Source organism: Gottfriedia acidiceleris, from assembly GCF_050457485.1.
Classification (GTDB): Bacteria; Bacillota; Bacilli; order Bacillales; family Bacillaceae_G; genus Gottfriedia; species Gottfriedia acidiceleris_D.
The window spans coordinates 30,359-50,656 of the sequence record NZ_JBCMJM010000008.1 but is presented as its reverse complement, the minus strand read 5'-3'; the positions used below and the strand labels follow the sequence as shown (position 1 = coordinate 50,656).

At 34.0% G+C, this 20,298-nt stretch carries 19 protein-coding genes; 9 read left to right on the top strand and 10 right to left on the bottom strand.

Translation table 11 applies throughout. The features are described from left to right. Nucleotides 1-28 precede the first annotated feature (28 nt). The 3 genes from gcvT to gcvPB are packed head-to-tail and all read left to right on the top strand — an operon-like array spanning nt 29 to nt 3,973. Nucleotides 29-1,132 carry a glycine cleavage system aminomethyltransferase GcvT gene (gene gcvT, locus ABEY15_RS08830; RefSeq protein WP_429889701.1) on the top strand — a complete coding sequence of 368 codons (1,104 nt, stop codon included), beginning with the start codon at nt 29-31 and terminating at the stop codon, nt 1,130-1,132. Nucleotides 1,133-1,158: 26 nt separating this feature from the next. Further along, a complete protein-coding gene (gene gcvPA / locus ABEY15_RS08825; RefSeq protein ID WP_056475079.1) occupies nt 1,159-2,544 on the top strand; it encodes an aminomethyl-transferring glycine dehydrogenase subunit GcvPA in 1,386 nt (461 codons plus the stop codon). Then, nucleotides 2,516-3,973, top strand: coding sequence for an aminomethyl-transferring glycine dehydrogenase subunit GcvPB (gene gcvPB / locus ABEY15_RS08820; protein WP_429889700.1), 1,458 nt, complete (start codon nt 2,516-2,518; stop codon nt 3,971-3,973). The genes gcvPA and gcvPB overlap by 29 nt, the downstream gene beginning before the upstream one ends. Nucleotides 3,974-4,082: 109 nt before the next feature. Here gcvPB and ABEY15_RS08815 read toward each other — a convergent pair whose 3' ends face one another. Further along, complete coding sequence (locus tag ABEY15_RS08815; RefSeq protein ID WP_429890060.1) at nt 4,083-5,639, bottom strand: bifunctional metallophosphatase/5'-nucleotidase; 1,557 nt, start codon at nt 5,637-5,639, stop codon at nt 4,083-4,085. A gap of 780 nt (nt 5,640-6,419) precedes the next feature. Here ABEY15_RS08815 and ABEY15_RS08810 point away from each other — a divergent pair. The 3 genes from ABEY15_RS08810 (at nt 6,420) to ABEY15_RS08800 (ending at nt 9,555) form a co-directional block, all read left to right on the top strand. Further along, entirely contained in the window at nt 6,420-7,781 is a 1,362-nt protein-coding gene (locus ABEY15_RS08810) for an aspartate kinase (RefSeq protein WP_429889699.1), read from the top strand. Between the two features lie 74 nt (nt 7,782-7,855). Then, nucleotides 7,856-8,356 carry an Lrp/AsnC family transcriptional regulator gene (locus ABEY15_RS08805; protein ID WP_175403500.1) on the top strand — a complete coding sequence of 167 codons (501 nt, stop codon included), beginning with the start codon at nt 7,856-7,858 and terminating at the stop codon, nt 8,354-8,356. Beyond that, the gene (locus ABEY15_RS08800) at nt 8,353-9,555 is read left to right on the top strand and encodes an aminotransferase (protein WP_429889698.1); all 1,203 of its coding nucleotides are present in this window, start codon (nt 8,353-8,355) and stop codon (nt 9,553-9,555) included. The genes ABEY15_RS08805 and ABEY15_RS08800 overlap by 4 nt, the downstream gene beginning before the upstream one ends. Nucleotides 9,556-9,600: 45 nt before the next feature. Here the strand turns inward: ABEY15_RS08800 and ABEY15_RS08795 are convergent, their stop codons facing one another. From ABEY15_RS08795 to ABEY15_RS08760, 8 genes are all read right to left on the bottom strand, one after another. Beyond that, nucleotides 9,601-10,356 (bottom strand): sirohydrochlorin chelatase, encoded by a 756-nt coding sequence (locus tag ABEY15_RS08795; RefSeq protein ID WP_429889697.1) that lies wholly within the window; start codon nt 10,354-10,356, stop codon nt 9,601-9,603. A 33-nt stretch (nt 10,357-10,389) separates the two neighbouring features. After that, nucleotides 10,390-11,175 carry a uroporphyrinogen-III C-methyltransferase gene (gene cobA, locus ABEY15_RS08790; protein ID WP_429889696.1) on the bottom strand — a complete coding sequence of 262 codons (786 nt, stop codon included), beginning with the start codon at nt 11,173-11,175 and terminating at the stop codon, nt 10,390-10,392. A 16-nt stretch (nt 11,176-11,191) separates the two neighbouring features. Continuing rightward, nucleotides 11,192-11,410, bottom strand: coding sequence for a DUF3906 family protein (locus ABEY15_RS08785; RefSeq protein ID WP_098428819.1), 219 nt, complete (start codon nt 11,408-11,410; stop codon nt 11,192-11,194). Nucleotides 11,411-11,426: 16 nt separating this feature from the next. Further along, nucleotides 11,427-13,049, bottom strand: coding sequence for a nitrite/sulfite reductase (locus ABEY15_RS08780; protein ID WP_429889695.1), 1,623 nt, complete (start codon nt 13,047-13,049; stop codon nt 11,427-11,429). An 11-nt stretch (nt 13,050-13,060) separates the two neighbouring features. Next, nucleotides 13,061-13,657: an adenylyl-sulfate kinase gene (cysC, locus tag ABEY15_RS08775; RefSeq protein WP_429889694.1), complete on the bottom strand. Its 597-nt coding sequence runs from the start codon at nt 13,655-13,657 to the stop codon at nt 13,061-13,063. Nucleotides 13,658-13,669: 12 nt separating this feature from the next. Next, the gene (gene sat / locus ABEY15_RS08770; RefSeq protein ID WP_429889693.1) at nt 13,670-14,821 is read right to left on the bottom strand and encodes a sulfate adenylyltransferase; all 1,152 of its coding nucleotides are present in this window, start codon (nt 14,819-14,821) and stop codon (nt 13,670-13,672) included. A 79-nt stretch (nt 14,822-14,900) separates the two neighbouring features. Then, the gene (locus ABEY15_RS08765; protein WP_429889692.1) at nt 14,901-15,602 is read right to left on the bottom strand and encodes a phosphoadenylyl-sulfate reductase; all 702 of its coding nucleotides are present in this window, start codon (nt 15,600-15,602) and stop codon (nt 14,901-14,903) included. Nucleotides 15,603-15,724: 122 nt separating this feature from the next. After that, complete coding sequence (locus tag ABEY15_RS08760; protein WP_056475111.1) at nt 15,725-15,868, bottom strand: YezD family protein; 144 nt, start codon at nt 15,866-15,868, stop codon at nt 15,725-15,727. Between the two features lie 340 nt (nt 15,869-16,208). On the opposite strand from ABEY15_RS08760, the gene ABEY15_RS08755 reads away from it, so the two are divergent. From ABEY15_RS08755 to ABEY15_RS08745, 3 genes are all read left to right on the top strand, one after another. Beyond that, nucleotides 16,209-16,634 carry a divergent PAP2 family protein gene (locus ABEY15_RS08755; protein WP_069034094.1) on the top strand — a complete coding sequence of 142 codons (426 nt, stop codon included), beginning with the start codon at nt 16,209-16,211 and terminating at the stop codon, nt 16,632-16,634. 239 nt (nt 16,635-16,873) lie between these two features. Then, entirely contained in the window at nt 16,874-19,105 is a 2,232-nt protein-coding gene (locus tag ABEY15_RS08750) for an MMPL family transporter (RefSeq protein ID WP_429889691.1), read from the top strand. A gap of 163 nt (nt 19,106-19,268) precedes the next feature. Next, complete coding sequence (locus ABEY15_RS08745) at nt 19,269-19,904, top strand: peptidylprolyl isomerase (RefSeq protein WP_429889690.1); 636 nt, start codon at nt 19,269-19,271, stop codon at nt 19,902-19,904. 58 nt (nt 19,905-19,962) lie between these two features. On the opposite strand, the gene ABEY15_RS08740 is transcribed toward ABEY15_RS08745, so the two are convergent. Further along, a complete protein-coding gene (locus ABEY15_RS08740; protein WP_084006937.1) occupies nt 19,963-20,286 on the bottom strand; it encodes a rhodanese-like domain-containing protein in 324 nt (107 codons plus the stop codon). Between the last annotated feature and the right edge of the window lie 12 nt (nt 20,287-20,298).

Below are 20,298 nucleotides of genomic sequence, written 5' to 3'. Positions count from 1 at the left end.
AGCATGTAGATAAGGGGGAAATGGCTACATGACGACTTTATTACGCACACCATTGTTTGAAGATTACAAAGTATTAGGTGGTAAAACAATTGATTTTGGTGGCTGGGAGCTACCTGTGCAATTTTCGAGCATTAAAGAAGAACACGAAGCTGTTCGTACAGCAGCTGGTTTATTTGATGTTTCTCACATGGGAGAAATTGAAGTAACTGGTAAAGATAGTCTTAAATATTTACAAAAAATGATGACAAATGATATTTCAAAATTAAATGAAGAAGGCGCATTATATACTGCAATGTGCTATGAAAATGCTGGAACGGTAGACGACTTACTAGTTTATAAGCATAACGAAGAACACTATTTATTAGTTGTAAATGCGTCTAATATTGAAAAGGATTTCGCATGGTTAATTTCACATGTTGAAGGCGATGTAAAAGTAGTTAATAAAAGTAATGAAGTTGCACAATTAGCTCTTCAAGGGCCGAAATCTGTTGCAATTTTACAACGTTTAACGAATGAGAACGTTTCTGATATTAAGTATTTCACTTTCAAAGATAATGTATTAATTGGTGATCTAAATGTTTTAGTTTCACGTACAGGTTACACTGGTGAAGATGGATACGAGCTATACTTAGCTGCTGAAGATGCGTCTAAGCTTTGGACTTTACTTTTAGAAGCAGGTAAGGAAGACGGTTTAAAACCATGTGGATTAGGTGCTCGTGATACACTTCGTTTCGAAGCAGCTCTAGCATTATATGGTCAAGAACTAACAAAAGACATTACTCCATTAGAAGCTGGTATTGGCTTTGCTGTGAAATTAAATAAAGAAGAAGATTTCTTCGGTAAAGAAGTTCTGAAAAATCAAAAAGAGCAAGGTGTACCTCGTAAACTTGTTGGAATTGAAATGATTGACAAAGGTATTCCAAGAACTCACTATCCTGTATATGTAAACGGGGAAATAATTGGTGAAGTAACAAGTGGTACGCAATCTCCAACATTAAAGAAAAATATAGGACTTGCATTAATTAAATCTGAATTTTCTGCTTTAGGTACTGAACTTGAAGTTGAAATTCGAAATAAAAAATTAAAAGCAGTTGTAGTTTCAAAACCATTTTACAAAAGAGAGAAGAAGTAACTAGGGGGAGAAAGGGGATTACCTTAATGCATCGTTATTTACCAATGACAGAGCAAGATCGTCAAGAGATGTTAAAAGTAGTAGGTGTTTCATCAGTTGATGAATTATTTAGTGATATTCCTGAAAAAGTTCGTTTTAATGGCTTATTAAACATTAAAAAGGCAAAATCTGAAACCGATTTAATTCAGGAGTTAAGCGAATTAGCAAAGAAAAACGCTAACTTAAGAGAGTATGTTTCTTTCTTAGGTGCTGGTGTTTATGATCATTATTTACCAACAGTTGTAGATCATGTTATTTCCCGTTCAGAGTTTTATACTGCTTATACACCATATCAACCTGAGATTTCTCAAGGTGAGCTTCAAGCAATCTTTGAATTCCAAACAATGATTTGTGAATTAACTGGTATGGATGTGGCAAACTCGTCAATGTATGACGGTGGTACTTCTTTAGCAGAGGCAACTACTTTAGCAGCAGGTCACAATGGTAAAAAACGTATTTTAGTTTCAAAAGGTGTTCATCCACAATCACGTGAAGTTATCTTATCTTATGCAAAAGGTCAACATTTAGAGGTAGTTGAAATTGGCATTAAAGATGGAAGAACTGATATCGAAGAATTAAAAAATGAAATGAATGACAATGTAGCATGTGTTGTTGTTCAATATCCTAACTTCTATGGACAAGTAGAAGAATTAGCTGAAATCGAACCAATTGCACATACTGGTAAAAGTTTATTCGTTGTTTCAAGTAACCCCTTAGCATTAGCAGCTTTAACTCCTCCAGGTGAATTCGGAGCGGATATCGTTGCAGGTGATGCTCAAACATTTGGTATTCCAACTCAATTTGGTGGACCTCACTGTGGATACTTCGCTACAACATCTAAATTAATGCGTAAAATGCCAGGTCGTTTAGTAGGGCAAACTGTTGATGGAGAAGGTCGTCGAGGATTTGTATTAACACTTCAAGCTCGCGAGCAACATATCCGTCGTGATAAAGCGACTTCAAATATTTGTTCTAACCAAGCGCTTAATGCATTAGCAGCTTCTGTTGCAATGACAGCTCTTGGTAAAAATGGTGCTGTAGAGATGGCAATGCAAAACATTTCTCGTACTCAATATATGAAGAAAAAATTAATTGAAAACGGTATCTCGGTTGTATTCGAAGGTGCTGCATTCAACGAACTTGTAATTGATGTAAAACAAAATGTCTCTGAAATCAATAAACAATTATTTACTAAGAAAATTATCGGTGGTTATGACTTAGCAAAAGTTGAACCTACTATGGAAAATCATATGTTAATCGCAGTAACTGAATTACGTTCTAAACAACATATTGATACATTTGTAGAAGAATTAGCATTATTAGTAGACGGAAAGGGGATTCAACATGCTGAAGGATCAACCGTTAGTTTTTGAGATAAGTAAAGAAGGTCGTATTGCATATAGTCTTCCTACAATGGATGTAGAAGAAATTGATATTAATGAAGTTATCCCAAGTGCTTATATCCGTAAAGAAAAAGCGGAATTACCAGAGGTTTCTGAATTAGATTTAATGCGCCATTATACTGCGTTATCTAAACGTAATCATGGTTTAGATTCAGGGTTCTATCCACTTGGATCATGTACCATGAAATACAATCCAAAAATTAACGAAGCTGTTGCTCGTATTCCAGGTTTTGCGCATATTCATCCACTTCAAGATGAGTATACTGTTCAAGGTGCATTAGAATTAATGCATGAGCTTCAACAAGAATTAAAAGAAATTACTGGAATGGATGAAGTAACTTTACAACCAGCTGCAGGTGCACATGGTGAGTGGACTGGATTAATGATTATCCGTGCTTATCACGAAAGCCGTGGTGACTTCAACCGTACTAAAGTAATCGTACCTGACTCTGCTCATGGTACAAACCCAGCATCAGCAACTGTTGCAGGTTTCGAAACAATCACGGTTAAATCAAATGAAAAAGGCTTAGTTGACTTAGATGATTTACGTCGTGTTGTTGATGAAAATGTTGCAGCATTAATGCTTACAAACCCTAATACATTAGGTCTTTTCGAAGAAGATATTTATGAAATCTCTGAGATCATCCACGCTGCTGGTGGTAAAGTTTACTATGATGGAGCAAACTTAAATGCTGTATTAAGTAAAGCACGCCCAGGAGACATGGGATTTGACGTAGTTCACTTAAATCTTCATAAAACATTCACTGGTCCTCACGGTGGAGGTGGTCCTGGTTCTGGTCCTGTTGGAGTTAAAGCAGATTTAATTCCTTACTTACCAGCACCAATCGTTGAGAAGGTTGGAGATGAGTACGTATTAAATTCAGACCGCCCAGAAACAATTGGTCGTGTTAAACCTTTCTTCGGAAACTTTGGAATTAATGTAAGAGCATATACTTATATTCGTTCAATGGGTCCTGAAGGATTAAAACAAGTAACTGAAGATGCGGTACTAAACGCTAACTACATGATGCGTCGTTTAGAGCCTCATTTCGATCTACCATTCGATCGTCATTGTAAGCATGAGTTCGTTTTAAGTGGAAAACGTCAAAAGAAATTAGGTGTTCGTACTTTAGATATTGCTAAACGCCTATTAGACTTTGGTTACCACCCACCAACAATTTACTTCCCATTAAACGTGGAAGAGTGTATCATGATTGAACCAACTGAAACAGAATCGAAAGAAACTTTAGATGCGTTCATCGATGCAATGATTACAATTGCTAAAGAAGCTGAAGAAAATCCAGAAATCGTACAAGAGGCTCCACATACAACTGTTGTAAGTCGTCTTGACGAAACTTTAGCAGCTCGTAAACCTGTATTACGTTATATTAAAGCATAAATCAAAAAAAGTTCCCTCATCGAAGGGAACTTTTTTTATGGTCGAACTTCTGAGTAGTATTATAGAATCATATCAAAATGAAACTCGTGTTTTTAAACCTTCTAAAAATCTATTTAATCCGATTAATCCGACCATCAAATGCCTGGACCAATGGTAACTTTTGTTCCTTTACATAATCTTCAAAAGCATCAAAATCTGTTGGACCTTCCACTTTATTTTTCCCTGTTAGTAATACCGAGAAATTGTCACCGCCATTTGCAAGATAGCTATTTGTAGTGACAGTATAACTAGTTTGTGGATTAATTGGAGTACCATCTGTTTGCATGATATTAATAACTTTTTGCCCAGAATCCTTCGTACTATCCCAAGTGTATTTTAAGCCTGATATTTGTAGCATTCGAACACTTCCATTTTCCTGCCATTGCTGATTGAGAAGCTTCCGAATTTGTTCACCAGATAATGTCATTTTAACGAGTTTAATTTTAAATGGTTGGATCGTGAACAATTCATTCAAAGTTACATCACCTTTTGGGAGATCAGCACGTATACCACTAAAGTTCATAAATGCGAAATCAGACTTCATTGCAAGTCGTTGTGAATCTGCAATCATATCTCCTAAACTAGATTCTCCATTATGATTCTTCTTACTTAAAATGTCATTTGCAGCCTTTCCAACGACTTTATTTACGATCGGTTCAATTTTAGATTCATAATTTTGTATCATTTTCTTTATTTCAGGATCTGGTTTAATATCATCTTGGTAGACCATCTTTATACTTGCCTTTTTGTCTATGATATCTGTCGTATTAGGATCAATTGTTAACTGAATGTCGGAGAAAGATATTCCATAAGAGTAGGATTGAACAATCAGCTTTCCGTCTACTTCTTTGTTAAGATAAGTATGTGTATGTCCAGAAATTATTACGTCAACTTCATCATCCATTTTTTTGGCCATTCTAACGATTGCACCTGTCGCATTTCCATTTGCTTTTGATTGATTTCCACCAATATGGGCCAGCACCACAATTGTTTTTACACCTTGTTTTTTAAGTGTTTTTACTGAATTATTGATTGCTTTTACTTCATCTATAAACTTTACGCCATCTGTTTTATTTGGTGGTGCGATCTTTGGAGTATCTTTTATTACGACGCCGATAAACCCAATTGGTACGCCATTAACATTTTTTATACTGTATGGAGGTAGAATGGTCTTACCTGTATGTTCGTCGATTACGTTGGCGCATATATATGGGAAATTTGCCCCAGTAAAATAACCAGTTTTTGGATTGTTTCCTCCTCGGATTAACCTCAACATTTCATTCACACCACGATCGAATTCATGGTTTCCTAGAGTCCCATAGTCAAAACCCATCTTGTTTAATACTTCAATTGTAGGTTCATCCTGAAGAAATGAAGAGATTGGAGGACTTCCACCGACCATGTCACCAGCATGAACTAAAATAGTATTTTTATTTTCTTTTTTCTTCTGATTCAAATATGCGGCTAAATATACTGCTCCGCCAACATTCCTGCCGTTAAATTTTCGGGTCGTATCTAATTGTCCATGGAAATCATTAATGCCAAGTAATTGTACTTGAATGAAACGATTCTTATCTTTCTTGGTGTTAATAGGAATGTCTCTCGCAGCCGGATTACCAGAGACCATAAATACTCCTGCAGATAATGTAGTCGTAAGAACAAAAGCAAGAACTGCTTTTTTCAATGCGTTCCAATTCAATATATTCGCCCTCCCAATTTGCTAGTAGGTTACTTACTAAGCATAGGGAAGGATTGTTAAAGCTTCTTTACTTTAGTGTGAATTTTCAGTTAAATTTGAAAGCATACTATAGAAAGAATGTTTGAAAGCTAATCAATTGCTCAGTCAATAACGAATCTTCTAGGTGGGACGATATCAGTATCAAGTATAGAAAACGAGTATACAAATTTCATTGTTTTACTAGATAGATCATAAAAAGCTCCCTATTTGTTAAAATAGGGAGTTTGCATATGATTATAGCTATTTTTTGCGCGCTTTCTTAGGTTATTTATTAAATATTTTTAAAATTATTTTTAATTGCATTTTTATACAATACATAAAATGGGTCAACAGTAATACAAGGCATAAATGAAGAACATGGGAGAGGAGGGGCTGAAGAGTAATAGAGTCTTTAAAAACTACTAGTATACCTTTACGCATGCTTTCTCCATTAGCTGCATTTAATTTCTTGCTTTTATAAACCTAAACTCTTCCTTAAAGAATCTACAATTATTTATTGCCATTCTTTTCACTGGATTGAATAAATACCCACAACAACATCAAATTCTTTTTGTAACATACTAAAATTTCCCAAAAAACTTAATAAATGGTGTTGATTTTTTCTCACATAAGGAGGATAATTGTAACATTATTTTTAACTGAAAATTAACTAAATTAGGGGTAATAAAAATGAAAATCGTAAAATTTGGTGGGTCTTCATTAGCCACTTCGGAACAAATTGAAAAAGTATTTCAGATTGTTACATCAGATGTTGAACGTAAAATTATCGTTGTATCTGCACCAGGTAAAAGATTTCCAGATGATATCAAAGTTACCGATTTACTAATTAGTTGCGCACAACTTGCTCTACAGGGAAAGGATTATTCGAAAGAATTCAATCAAATTATTCAAAGGTATTCTGAAATTGCAAATGGATTAGGTTTATCTGAGGGTATTATGAATGAAATTTCACTACGTATCGAACTTTCTTTAAGTAGTGAAAAGAATCATCCTGCAAGATATATGGATGCTGTTATGGCATGTGGGGAAGATAATTGTGCTAGATTAGTAGCGTCATATTTTCAGTTAAAAGAACTTGAGGCAAGTTATATTAATCCAAAAGAAGCAGGTTTAATTGTTACAAATGAACCAGGGCATGCCCAAGTTTTAGCGAAAAGCTATGAGAACTTATTTGAATTGAGAAAAAAATCTGGAATTCTTATTTTCCCAGGATTTTTTGGTTATTCAGAAGATGGACATATCGTTACATTTTCTCGCAGTGGCTCAGATATTACTGGTTCTGTTGTTGCCAACGGAGTTAAAGCTACTTTATATGAAAACTTTACTGATGTTGATGCAGTTTTTTCTGTAAATCCTGCGATTATTCATAATCCAAAGGAAATAAAAGAATTAACTTATCGAGAAATGAGGGAGTTATCTTATGCAGGCTTTAACGTATTTCATGACGAAGCATTGATACCTGCCTTTCAAGCTGGAATTCCAGTAAACATTAAAAATACGAATAATCCAACTGCTACCGGTTCACTAATTGTTAAGGAACGTACGTTATCAAACGGTCCTTTAATTGGGATTGCGAGTGATAATGGATTTTGTAGTATTTATATAAGCAAGTATTTAATGAATAGAGAAATAGGATTTGGGCGTAAATTATTGCAAATACTTGAGGATTATGAGATTTCATATGAGCATCAGCCAAGTGGAATCGACGATATTTCAATTATTATTCGTCAAAATCAATTACCAGTTGAATTAGAATCTCAAATAATTAATCGGATCCATGATGAATTAGATGCAGACCATGTGGTTGTTGAAAGAGACCTTGCTTTGATCATGTTAGTAGGTGAAGGGATGCGTCATAATGTTGGTACTACTGCAAGAGCGAGTAAGGCGTTAGCAAATGCGAGAATAAATATTGAAATGATAAACCAAGGTTCTTCAGAAGTAAGTATGATGTTTGGAGTAAAATCATGCGATGAGAAAAAAGCAGTACAAGTTATTTATGAAGAATTCTTCTCAAAAATTGTCATCTAACTAAATTACTAAAATATAGATGAATAGAATGAACATCTAACGTAATTCCAGAAAATGGAATACATAAGGAGTATATGAATATGACAGAAAAAGAAATACAATTACTTCAGTGTATTGAACAAAATGGACGCTTAAGTAATGACGTAATAGCAAAAATGATAGGAGCTACAGAAGAAGAGGTAGCTGATATATTAACAAAATTTGAAAACGATCGTATTATTCTTCAATACATTACGCTTATTGATTGGGGGAAAGTCCCAGTCCAAGAAAGTATAACTGCTATGATTGATGTAAAAGTAGCTCCAAAACGTGGGGTAGGGTTTGATGAGATTGCTGAAAAAATCTATTTATACCCAGAAGTTAAATCAGTTTATTTAATGTCAGGAACATATGACCTATCAGTTGTAGTTGAAGGGAAAACAATGACTTCAATTGCTTCATTTGTATCCCAAAAACTATCGACTTTAGAATCTATTTTATCAACGACTACCCATTTTATTTTAAAACGTTATAAACATGATAGTATCGTATACGGTCAAAAACAAAGTGATAAGCGTATGGTGATTACGCCATGAGTAAATTTAATTTATCAAATACAGTAACTACACTACAACCATCAGGGATTCGAAAGTTTTTTGATTTAGCGGCTAGTATGGATAATGTCATTTCACTTGGGGTAGGTGAACCAGATTTTGTCACGCCTTGGAACGTGAGAGAAGCAAGTATTTATTCGTTAGAAACAGGACATACGGCATATACTTCAAATGCTGGACTGCTAGAATTACGTCAAGAAGTAAGTCGTTATTTTGCTAAGAAATTTGATGTGCATTATAGTCCAGAAGATGAATTAATTATAACTGTAGGGGCAAGTCAAGGGATTGATATTGCTTTAAGAACAATTTTAAATCCAGGGGACGAAGTAATCGTTATTGATCCATGCTTTGTTTCGTATGCTCCTTTAGTTTCACTAGCAGGCGGTGTTCCAGTTCATTTATCAACGACAGGAGAAGAAGAGTTTAAAATCAATCTTCAAGCGTTGAAAAAGAAACTTACACCGAAAACAAAGGCGATCTTACTTTGTAATCCTAATAATCCAACTGGTACTCTACTAGAAAAAGAATTATTAGAGGATTTAGCCGTATTTGTTAAAAAACATAATTTAATCGTCATTTCTGATGAAATATATGCTGAGCTTGTTTATGATGGTGAATATACAAGCTTTGCAAATATCGATGGAATGCGAGACCATACAATTTTAATTTCTGGATTTTCTAAAACATTTGCAATGACAGGCTGGAGACTTGGAATTGTTGCAGCACCTTCGGACATTATTTCCCATATGCTTAAAGTTCATCAATATGCAATTATGTGTGCACCAACTATGTCACAGCATGCTGCAGTTGAAGCACTTCGAAATGGCGATCATGATGTAGAAGCAATGCGACGCAGTTATATGCAACGTCGTAATTTCCTTGTGCAATCTCTTCAAGAAATTGGATTATCATGTCATCTTCCAGGTGGAGCTTTTTATGTATTCCCATCAATACAGAATACTGGCTTAACATCAGAGGAGTTCGCTGAACAATTATTATTAAAAGAGAGAGTAGCGGTCGTCCCGGGAAATGTTTTTGGAGATTGTGGTGAAGGGTATATTCGATGTTCTTATGCAACTTCATTAAATCAACTAATAGAAGCTACAAAAAGGATTAATCGATTCTTACAGACTCTTCCAACTTACCAACCAACACATTTTATTAAAGTTGAAAGTAAATAAACGAAAAATAAAGCTCTTGTTCTCTATTTTAGGAAACAAGAGCTTTTATTTTATGGCAGTATATAATTCCTTTGTTTGAGCTTCATGTATTCTTTCAGTAAAAATTGATGTAATTAAGTGATCATAACCTAAGGTTTCACATAGTATCCAGTTATTTTGCATATCTCGAGGTAGCGCTTTTATTTTATCTTTTAATTCATTCATAAGAGTTCCTGAAAAAAATAAATACGGAACGATTATGACTTGATGATTTTTTTCATTCAATAGCTGATTCCAAGCTTCGTGAATCGACGGCTTTGAAACTGCCATAAAAGCGGGGAGAACAGGATGCTTTAAATTTGCTTGAAGGAGTTTAACGATTGAATTGAAATCATCTATCGTTAATGGATCACTACTTCCTCGTCCAACTAGCAGTATTTTAGTTGGCTTTATTAAATGCTTAACCTTTTCATTAATTCGCTTTTGGATTAATTTGATCATATTTTTGTGTATTCCAATTGGAGTGGCAATTTTTATTTTTATATGTGGATATTCCTTTTGAAATTTCGCGATTTCCAGAGGAATATCCACCTTTGCATGATTTGCAGAAAGGAGTAAAACCGGCAATACTGTTACCGATTTTGCTCCTTTACGCAAACAATTCTCTAATCCAGCTGAAATTGATGGTTCTGCGAGTTCAATAAAACTAATTTCTTGAACAGGGCAATCGATTTGTTTTTGTACTTTTTTAACAAATTGTATGGCTGAATGGACAGCTGATTTTACACGGCTTCCATGACATACATATAAGATTGCATCCATTCTAAAGCACCTCATTCCATTTTAAGGGAGAATTTATAGACTTGAATAATTAATGTTTTTATGTTCAGTGATCGCGTTATAGTTAGTCTCAAACCATTGTAATTGATGGTGTAATTTAACTACTTCTCCTACGATAATCATACTAGGATTGGTTATTTTTTCTTTTTCAACGTCTGTTATTACATTTTTTAATGTACTAATGACAGTTCGCTGTTGATCAGTAGTACCATAGTGGATCAGGGCAACGGGTGTGTCTTGATGTTTTCCATTTGAAATTAGTTGATGACGAATATATGGTAAGTTATTAACTCCCATATAAATTGCAAGTGTGTCAATGCCTTTTGCTAAAGAGGCCCATTTAACCGTATCTTCTTCTTTGCAATGACCTGTTACAAAAGCAAAGGAACTACTATAATCACGATGGGTGACAGGGATACCAGCATATGCTGGAGCTGCTATACCTGATGTAATACCAGGAACGATTTCAAAAGAGACACCACGTTCTACAAGATAAGTTGCTTCTTCACCACCACGACCAAAAATGAAAGGATCTCCACCTTTTAATCGAACTACGTTTTTTCCTTTTTTTGCATACTTTACTAAGAAAGCATTTATTGTTTCTTGTTTTAATGCATGGTAGTTTGGGAGTTTACCAGCGTATATTAACTCGACGGATTCTTTTGCATACTCTAATAGTTCTTTATTAACTAGTCGGTCATATATAATGACATCTGCATTTTGAATGCACTTTAGTCCTTTTACTGTAATTAGATCAACATCCCCTGGTCCAGCACCAACTAAATAAACTTTTCCAATCATTCCACACACCTCATCATTATCGTTTACTTAAAACTTCTAGATCTAAAACAAATCCACCACTTTGGCTAACTTTCTTTTTTTCATACATCAGTAGTTCTTTAACGTCCGGCTTCTTAACATAAAACTTCTCAAGTTCTGTATCAACTAGTTTAAATGCTTTTTCATCATCACTTGCTAATATAACAATAGGAACGATACGACTTTCGATTGATGCTTCAAATCGATATAAAAACATATGTCACCGACTTTCTTTAAGATGCATTGACAGTTTCAAGAATGGAAGTTAAATAGGTTTGTAATTCATCAATTCCAACTCTTGATACATAATCTAAAAAGGTTTCTGAAGGTAGTTTATTTTCGCTAAAGTGCTGTAAGAATTTTTCTAATACTAGGTGAAGGGCAGGGGATTCAACCTTCCCTTTTAATTTTTCATTTAATTTACCACCGTTGGCTAATGTACCACCTACATAGATTTCAAAAGCCTCTACTAATTCTTTTTTCTCATTACGAGCCTTAATTCCTTGAAGTCCTATATCAGCGATTGCTCTTTGACCACAAGAGTTAGGGCAACCAACCATATGAATTCTTACAGGTACATCTAAAGTAATTTTTTCATCTAAATAAGAAGCTGTTTCCTTCATACGAGCCTTTGTTTCGACTAAAGCTAAATTGCAGTATTCATTTCCGGTACAAGCAACAGAGTAACCAATAAATTTTGGCGGTATTGGAGTGAATTTTTCAAGTATTGGTTCTTTCAATAATTCATCAATATTTTCAGTTGGAATATTTGGCAAAATTAAATTTTGTGAATTACAATTACGTATTTCACCATTACCGTATTTTTTAACAATTCTAGCTAACTCAAAAACTTCCTTAGAATGCAATCTTCCAACAGGTATACTTAATCCAACATAATTTAATCCTTCTTGCTTTTGTGGATGAACTCCATAAAAATATCCTGCATTCCATGACTCTTCAAAGCCAGATCCTTTTGTTAATAGCTTACCTGTATATCCTTCTAAAACTTCTTTAAACTTTTCAACGCCCCAATCAGCGACTAAAAATTTTAAACGAGAGTGATGACGTTTCTCACGGTAGCCATAATCTCTAAAGATTGTAGTAACGGCGATTGAAACTTCTTTCACTTGATGTGGCAACAAGAATACATCTAGTTCTTGAGCTAAGTGTGGAGCAGAAGATAGCCCGCCACCAACTTTTAAATGGAAACCAGAAGTTTCTTTGCCTTCAATTTCTTTAATAGCTGGAATAAATGAAATGCAGTTAATTTCAGCATTTGATGCATTATTTTTATTTGTACTGATCGACATTTTATATTTTCTAGGTAGATTAGAGAACTCTTCATTAAACTGAAAGAATTCATAAATTTCCTTTACGATAGGTGTAGTATCAAATAATTCATTTGGATCGATCCCTGCAAGTGGATTTCCAACGATATTACGAGTAATATCACCACATGCACCAGCACTAGATAGACCAACTTTTTCTAAACGAGTGAAAATATCTGGTATTTGATCAATTGTTAACCAATGAAATTGGATCGCTTGACGGGTTGTAATATCATACACATCTCGGCCATAATCACGAGCAATTTCTGCTAATGTTATAAGCTGTTCATTTGTTAATATGCCAGACGGAACATTAACCCGCATCATAAAATATCCGGCTTCTTTTGGTTTTTGTAAATAGCATCCAGCCCACTTGAATAAATCCCATTGATCTTTTGGAATTGATTCAAACCCATTTTCAGCATAGTAGGGAATGTCATCATAAATTTTAAGTCCATCTTTAACGAGTTTCTTTTTTTCAGTTTCATTTAGCTTTAGATTGTCTTTCCAAATTTTTTCAAATGCCATCGAACATCACCTTACCTAATATAATTTTTACTTTTTAAAAATTGAAGTATTGTTTCAACACATTCTTGTACAGATTGCTTATCAGTATTTAATGTAATTTCTGGATTTATTGGTGCCTCATACGGAGAGCTGATACCTGTAAAGTTTTGAATTTCACCATTTTTTGCTTTTTTATAAAGTCCTTTCGGATCTCTACTCTCACAAGTTTCAACGGAGCATTCTACGTAAACTTCAATAAACTCGTCTTGTTCGACTAATGACCGAACGATATTTCGATCAGCAATAAATGGGGAAATGAAAGCCGTTAAGACAATTTGCCCGTTATCAACAAAGAGCTTTGCTACTTCACCAATTCGTCTTATGTTTTCAGTTCTGTCAAAATCAGTGAATCCTAGATCTTTGTTTAAGCCGTGACGAATATTATCACCATCTAATACGTATTGTTGAACATTATGATGGTATAAAGCTTTTGCAATCTCGTTAGCAATTGTCGATTTACCTGAAGCAGATAAACCAGTAAACCATAAAATACAGCTATGGTGATTGTTTTTTTGTCGACGGTCTTCTTTTGAAATACTAGCCTGATGCCAAACGATATTTTTAGACATTTAACTTTTCTCCTATTCTACAGAAATTGATTCAGGTTCTTTTAAACCTTCAATTAGTACTTCAACAACTTCTTTTCTACTAAAAGCAGAAGGAGGAACTTCACCTTTTTTTAGCATTTCACGAACCTTTGTACCTGATAATGTTACGTGATGCTCACTACCATGCGGGCATGTTTTTGTAGATGCCATATTCTCGCACTTTGAGCAATAGAAACTATTTTCAAAGAATAGGAGAGAGATTCCTAATTCTTCTTGTGAAAATTTTTGAAAGATTTTTTGTGCATCATAAGTTCCGTAGTAATTGCCAACGCCAGCATGATCACGCCCTACAATAAAATGTGTGCAGCCGTAATTTTTTCTAACAATTGAATGGAACACAGCTTCTCTTGGTCCCGCATATCGCATTGCGGCAGGGAATACGGCTAAAAATACACGATCTGTAGGATAATAGTTTTGGAGTAATACTTTATAGCTTTTCATTCGGACTTCTGCAGGAATATCGTCCGATTTTGTCTCTCCAACTAATGGGTTTAAGAACAAACCATCTACAATCTCAAGTGCGGTTTTCTGAATATATTCATGGGCACGATGAACTGGATTACGAGTTTGAAACCCAACTATTTTCTTCCAATTTAATGATGCAAATTTTTCTCTCGTTTCTTTTGGGCTTAAATAATGTTCAGTGAATTGAGTACGATTAATTTGTCTAATAACAGTTACTTCACCACCCAAATAAACATCACCACGGGAATACATTTTTGCTACTCCAGGGTGGTTTGTGTCAGTAGTACCATAAACAAACTGTGCCTCAAGTAATTTGTTAGGTGTATAAATATCATCAATCTTTAACAAGCTATACACATTATTTTCCCAAGTTAGCTTAACTAGTTCTCCAAGTTTTAGATTGCTAGCTATTTGTCCACTAACAGGAAGGCTAATTGGAATACTCCATACAGTCCCGTCTTTTAATCTCATAGTGCTTACGACTTGCTCATAATCATCTTTTCCTAAAAAACCAGTAAGGGGGCTATAAGCTCCATTTCCAATTAACTCTAGATCACTTAACGCAACTAAATCTAAAGGAATTTCCTTCAAACCTTCTTTAATAGTAACTTCTGGATTAAATCGATTAATTAAGACTCCGCCATGTGGGGGTAAGCTCATTTCTAAACACTCCTTAAATTTTCCTATTTTAATAGTTAGTAAGAATAAACTTTTATTTTTTAGCATCTAATAAAGACAACTAATCATGTAATCCACATTCAGTTTTTTGTGAACCAGACCAACGACCAGAGCGACTATCCGAAGAATTTGAAGCAGGTAATGTACATACCTCACAACCAATACTTGGGTACCCTATATCGTGTAAAGGATTGTATGGGAGATTTTTGTAATATACATATCGCCAAACTTCCTTCCAAGTCCAATGGATTAAGGGACAAACTTTAATTGAGCTGAACTTATTATCTAGATTAAGAAATTCTGTTTTTTGTCTTGAAGGAGATTGTTCCCTTCTTAAGCCTGACACCCATGCTGGAGCACCATTTAGAGCTTCTTGAAGTGGTAAGATTTTGCGAATATTACAGCACTTATTTGGTTCACGCTTCCATAACTCATCTCCATGAATACTAGCTTGTTCTTCTAAAGTTAGACTTGGTGTTTTCTTTTCTATTTGTAAGCTTGGATATTTAGCTTGCACGCGGTCTATTAATTCATAAGTTTCCTTGAAATGTAGGCCGGTCTCTAAGAAAACAACCTTTGCATCAGGTTTTACTTTTGAAATTAAATCAATTAATAAGATTCCCTCAACTCCAAAGCTACAAGCATAAATTAGGCCATCACCATAGGTTTTGTAAGCCCACTTTAGTACTTCAAGTGCACCTTTTGTTTCATTATCAATCGAAAAGTCAGGAATACTTTTCTCGTTCCAATTTTCAAATCTCATTTTCTTTTCCTCCAATTGACTAAAGAAGCCAAGTTATCCTAAAAAGAAAAGGCAGCTCAAATCTACATTTTTCATACGTAGACTTGAGCTGCCTCTAGTTTTTCTAGTCAGCAGGAACATATTTACTTTAATCGTATTTTTTCTTGCTTTTCTACTTGAATAATTCTCCCATCTTGAACGACTAATGTGATTGTTCCAAATCTTAAACCATTAAGTAACGATTCCACGACCTCGATGATGGGTTTTAAGTCGTTGGTTTGGCTCATGAGCTTCCTCCTAGAATTTAATTACAACTAAGTCTATCAGAATTATATGGATTGTCAATTTCAAAAATGATAATTTATTAAAAATTTATATATTTCTTAATTTTGTATTATGTGATTGGAGCTCTCCAATATATGTCAAATATTAAATAAAAATTATATGTAAAAACAGTATGATAAATAATTCATTGTACTAATAATATTGGTACAAAAGTAAAAATCTGTTTTACATTTTAATATTTAACAAAAATTATTTTGTTCTTATAAGCTATTAATGAATATACAATTATTTAAGATAGATAATAATGGAATAACAATTAGTTATACTTAAAGGAGGATCCTTTTGACGATACTTCATAACGAACCATTAATTTCAGCTGTTATAGCGTGGTTTATTGCGCAGTTTTTAAAGGTCATTATCCATTTATTTAAAGAAAAAGAATTTGATATATCTAAGTTTTTTGCTTCTGGTGGTATGCCAAGTTCACATTCCTCAACAGTTACTGGATTAGCATTAAGTGTTGGATTAACAGAAGGTTTTGGAAATGTTACTTTCGCAATCTCAGCAATTTTTGCTACGATTATTATGTATGATGCTTCAGGTGTAAGATTAGCAGTTAGTAAACATGCAAAGTTATTAAATGATTTTTTTCATGGAAGAATAAAAAATTATAAAGCATTAAATGAACTAGTAGGTCATACTTCATATGAAGTTGTTGTTGGAGCATTAATTGGAATCATCATTGCAATCATAGTTTCAAAATTTTAACGCTCTAATATAAATCAATTGATTTATATTATGGGCGTTTTTTTACACATTGAGAAAAGATCGAATGTCATTGAGGAAGTCATTGCGACGGGATGGCAACTTCCCCATGTGTCTTCGCCTTAAGACTTGCACTCGGAGAGCTTTCTTTCTCTATTTTCTGACTCAAAATATAAATCGATAGGCGAATTTACATCAGTTTGATAAGATATTGGTAGGATATGTAAATAAGGAGTGGAAGAATGAAAAGTACAGTAAGTGAAAATAGTGCTTGGAAAAAGGTGGGTCGATCGATTTATCAATTCCGTTATATTGTGATTGCAATTTTAGCTATATTTTCAATCATTCTAGGTATTTATTCGAAGCATTTACCTGGCATTTTAGATGGAGATGGTTTTAGGACACCTGGAGAGTATGAAAAAGCTAAGAATGTGCTAGAAAAAGAATTTGAACAATCGCCAGATTCACTCATTATTATACTTGAGCGGAAAAAGGGTGCCTCTAACGCCGAATTCCAATCTGATATTGAACGGATTGTGAAGGAAGTTCAAAAGGAAAAGAATATAAAACAATTTCATCACCCTTTACTGAATCCGGGGATGAAAAAAGATAATATTGCCTACTTATCTTTTTTATACAATGAGAAGAATCACGATAAGCTTGTTGATCTAAACAATAAATTTGCAAAAAAAGTAGAGTCTTTTTCAAATGATACTGTAAAGGTAGGAACAACTGGATTTACAATCATTAGTGATGTAATGAATAAAACTAGTCAAGAAGACTTAAAGAAAGCAGAAATGATTGGTGTACCGATTGCATTTATCGTTCTATTTTTTGCATTTGGAAGTTTAGTTGCATCTGCGATTCCAATTATAATCGGTATTATTAGTATTTTAAGTACATTTGGAATTTTATTCTTTATAGGTAAGCATGTTGATTTATCAATCTTTGTTTTAAATGTAGCACCGATGATTGGATTAGCGTTATCAATCGATTTTGCCTTATTATTCGTAAGCCGTTATAAGAGTGAATTACAGAATCATTCATCAGTAAAAGAAGCGATTAGTATAACGTTTGCAACTGCAGGTAGAGCGATTATTTTTTCTGGTATTTGTGTATTTATTGGATTATCAGCTCTGTACTTCATAAATATTGATCTATTTAGAAGTGTCTCAATAAGTGGTGCAGTTGTTGTCTTAGTTAGTTTATTTTTATCTTTAACTCTATTACCAGCAGTACTTTCAGCTCTTGGTAAAAATATTAATAAAGGTACGTTAAAATCAATTGCGAATCGAAGCCAAGACCAACAACAAGCAGTTTGGAGAAAATTTGCAAATTTCGTTATGAAAAGACCAATCATCATGGCACTAACATCATTAATCATTTTAGGTCTTTTCGTCATTCCAATTAGGGATGTGCACCTAAATATACCTACAATTGATGCATTACCAAAGGATGCAACGTCGAGAATTAATTATGAAAAATATCAAAAAGCTTTTCTTCCGGAAGCTCAAACACATGGCACGATCTCACTTGTACTAGAATCCAATACTGATTTTTTAAAACAAAATAATGTAAACGCATTAGATAAGATACAGAAAAAGCTTGAAGATGACAAAAATGTTTATGAAGTTAAAAGTGTGTTAAATGCTGTTAATTTAAATGCACAGCAATTATTACCTGCTTTAAAATCTCCAAACGCATCAAAAATTCAACCTGCCATTGATGCCTATATTAAAAAGAATAAAACTTATATTCAAGTATTCTTGAATTCTGATCCTAAATCAGAAAAAGGGAAACAATGGGTAAGAGATTTTGAAGATAAATACAATGGGAAAATTGAGGGACTTGATTATACTGTCGGTGGACAAGTGAAATTCGAACAAGAATTATTTGATGAGATTACAGATAATATTGTATACGGTTTACTTGTGATTATGGTTAGTACTTTTATCATATTAATGATTGCATTTAGGTCGATTATCATTCCAATCAAAGCGATCTTAATGAATGTATTATCTTTAAGTGCAACGTTTGGAATCATCACTTGGTTATTCCAAGGTGGTAATTTTGGCTTGCCTCAATCTGATATTATGTTGATTTTGCCAGTGTTTGTCTTTGGATTAGTATTCGGTTTAAGTATGGACTATGAAGTATTTTTAATGTCTAGAATGCAAGAGCTATACTATGAATCGGGAGATAATACTTATTCAACAAGAGAAGGCTTAGTATCGACGAGCCGTATTATTACATCAGCGGCATCTATTATGATTGTTATTACAGGAGCGTTTGCTTTTACGGATATGGTACCTGTTAAACAGATGGGAATCGGGATTGCTATAGCCATTTTCTTGGATGCTACAATCGTTCGCTTAGTTTTAGTTCCTAGCTTAATGCAGTTATTTGGAAAATGGAATTGGTGGTTTCCATTTGCAAAAAATAAAATCGAGGAACCATCTAAACGAGTTGGATAAATGAATTAAAAGAAACTGTTATTCATTTTATATTTGAATAGCAGTTTTTTAATACTTATGTGAACGAACTGGCTCTGTGTAAAAATTCCCAATTTTTCGAAACTATAGTAAATACATGGTCAAATTTGGTAAACTAAAAAATGAAAGAGGGGGAGAAGGAAAAATGTTAAAAAGATCGATTAGGGCAATTTTAATAAGCTGTCTTGTATTAACAATCAGCTTATTGGCAGCATGTGGTAACAATAATGAAAAATCTGCAAACGGTAAAAAACATGATAAATTACCAATAGCAACAATAAAGGTAAAGGATTATGGTGTCATTAAAGCTGAATTATATCCTAATATTGCACCAAACACAGTAGACAATTTTATAACACTAGCAAACAAAGGATTTTATAATGGATTAACATTCCATCGAGTTGTTAGAGACTTCGTAATTCAAGGTGGCGACCCTGATGGAACTGGTGGCGGGGGTCCAGGATATGCAATTGATGGAGAATTTACATCAAACGGCTTTAAAAATAACTTAAAACATACAACAGGTGTACTATCTATGGCACGAACTGGTGACCCAAATAGTGCTGGAAGTCAATTTTTCATAATGGCAAACGATACACCTGACCTTGATGGGCAATATGCTTCATTTGGTAAAGTGACAGAAGGAATCGATATTGTTAAGAAAATTGACGCAGTTGAAGTGGATTCAATGGAAAAACCTGTTACTCCAGTAATTATCGAGTCCATAAAGGTAGATACAAAAGGTGAGAAATACGCTAAACCAAAAACTCATAAAGAATAAAAAGCAAAAAACTACTTCACAAAAATGAAGTAGTTTTTTCATTTAATTTAAATATGGATTATAAACCTTTTTTTATTTTACCAGACCAAAGTTTGTAGCCGCCTTTAAGTTGGTAAAGTTCTGTTACACCTTGTTTACGTAAAATACGTGCAGCTTGTCCAGGACGAACGCCCATTTGATCATATAAATATACTGCCTGATCTTTACGAATTTCTTTTGAACGCGTTTTTAATTGTGCGAACGGAATATTACGAGCACCTAATATATGGCCGTTCTTAAAATCTTCTTGATCACGTAAGTCAATTAGCTGAGCTTTACGGTAGCCAGCACGAAATTCTTCCTCAGTTAACGTTTTAATTAAACGTTTTTGGTAGAAATACATAACTGTTGAGTA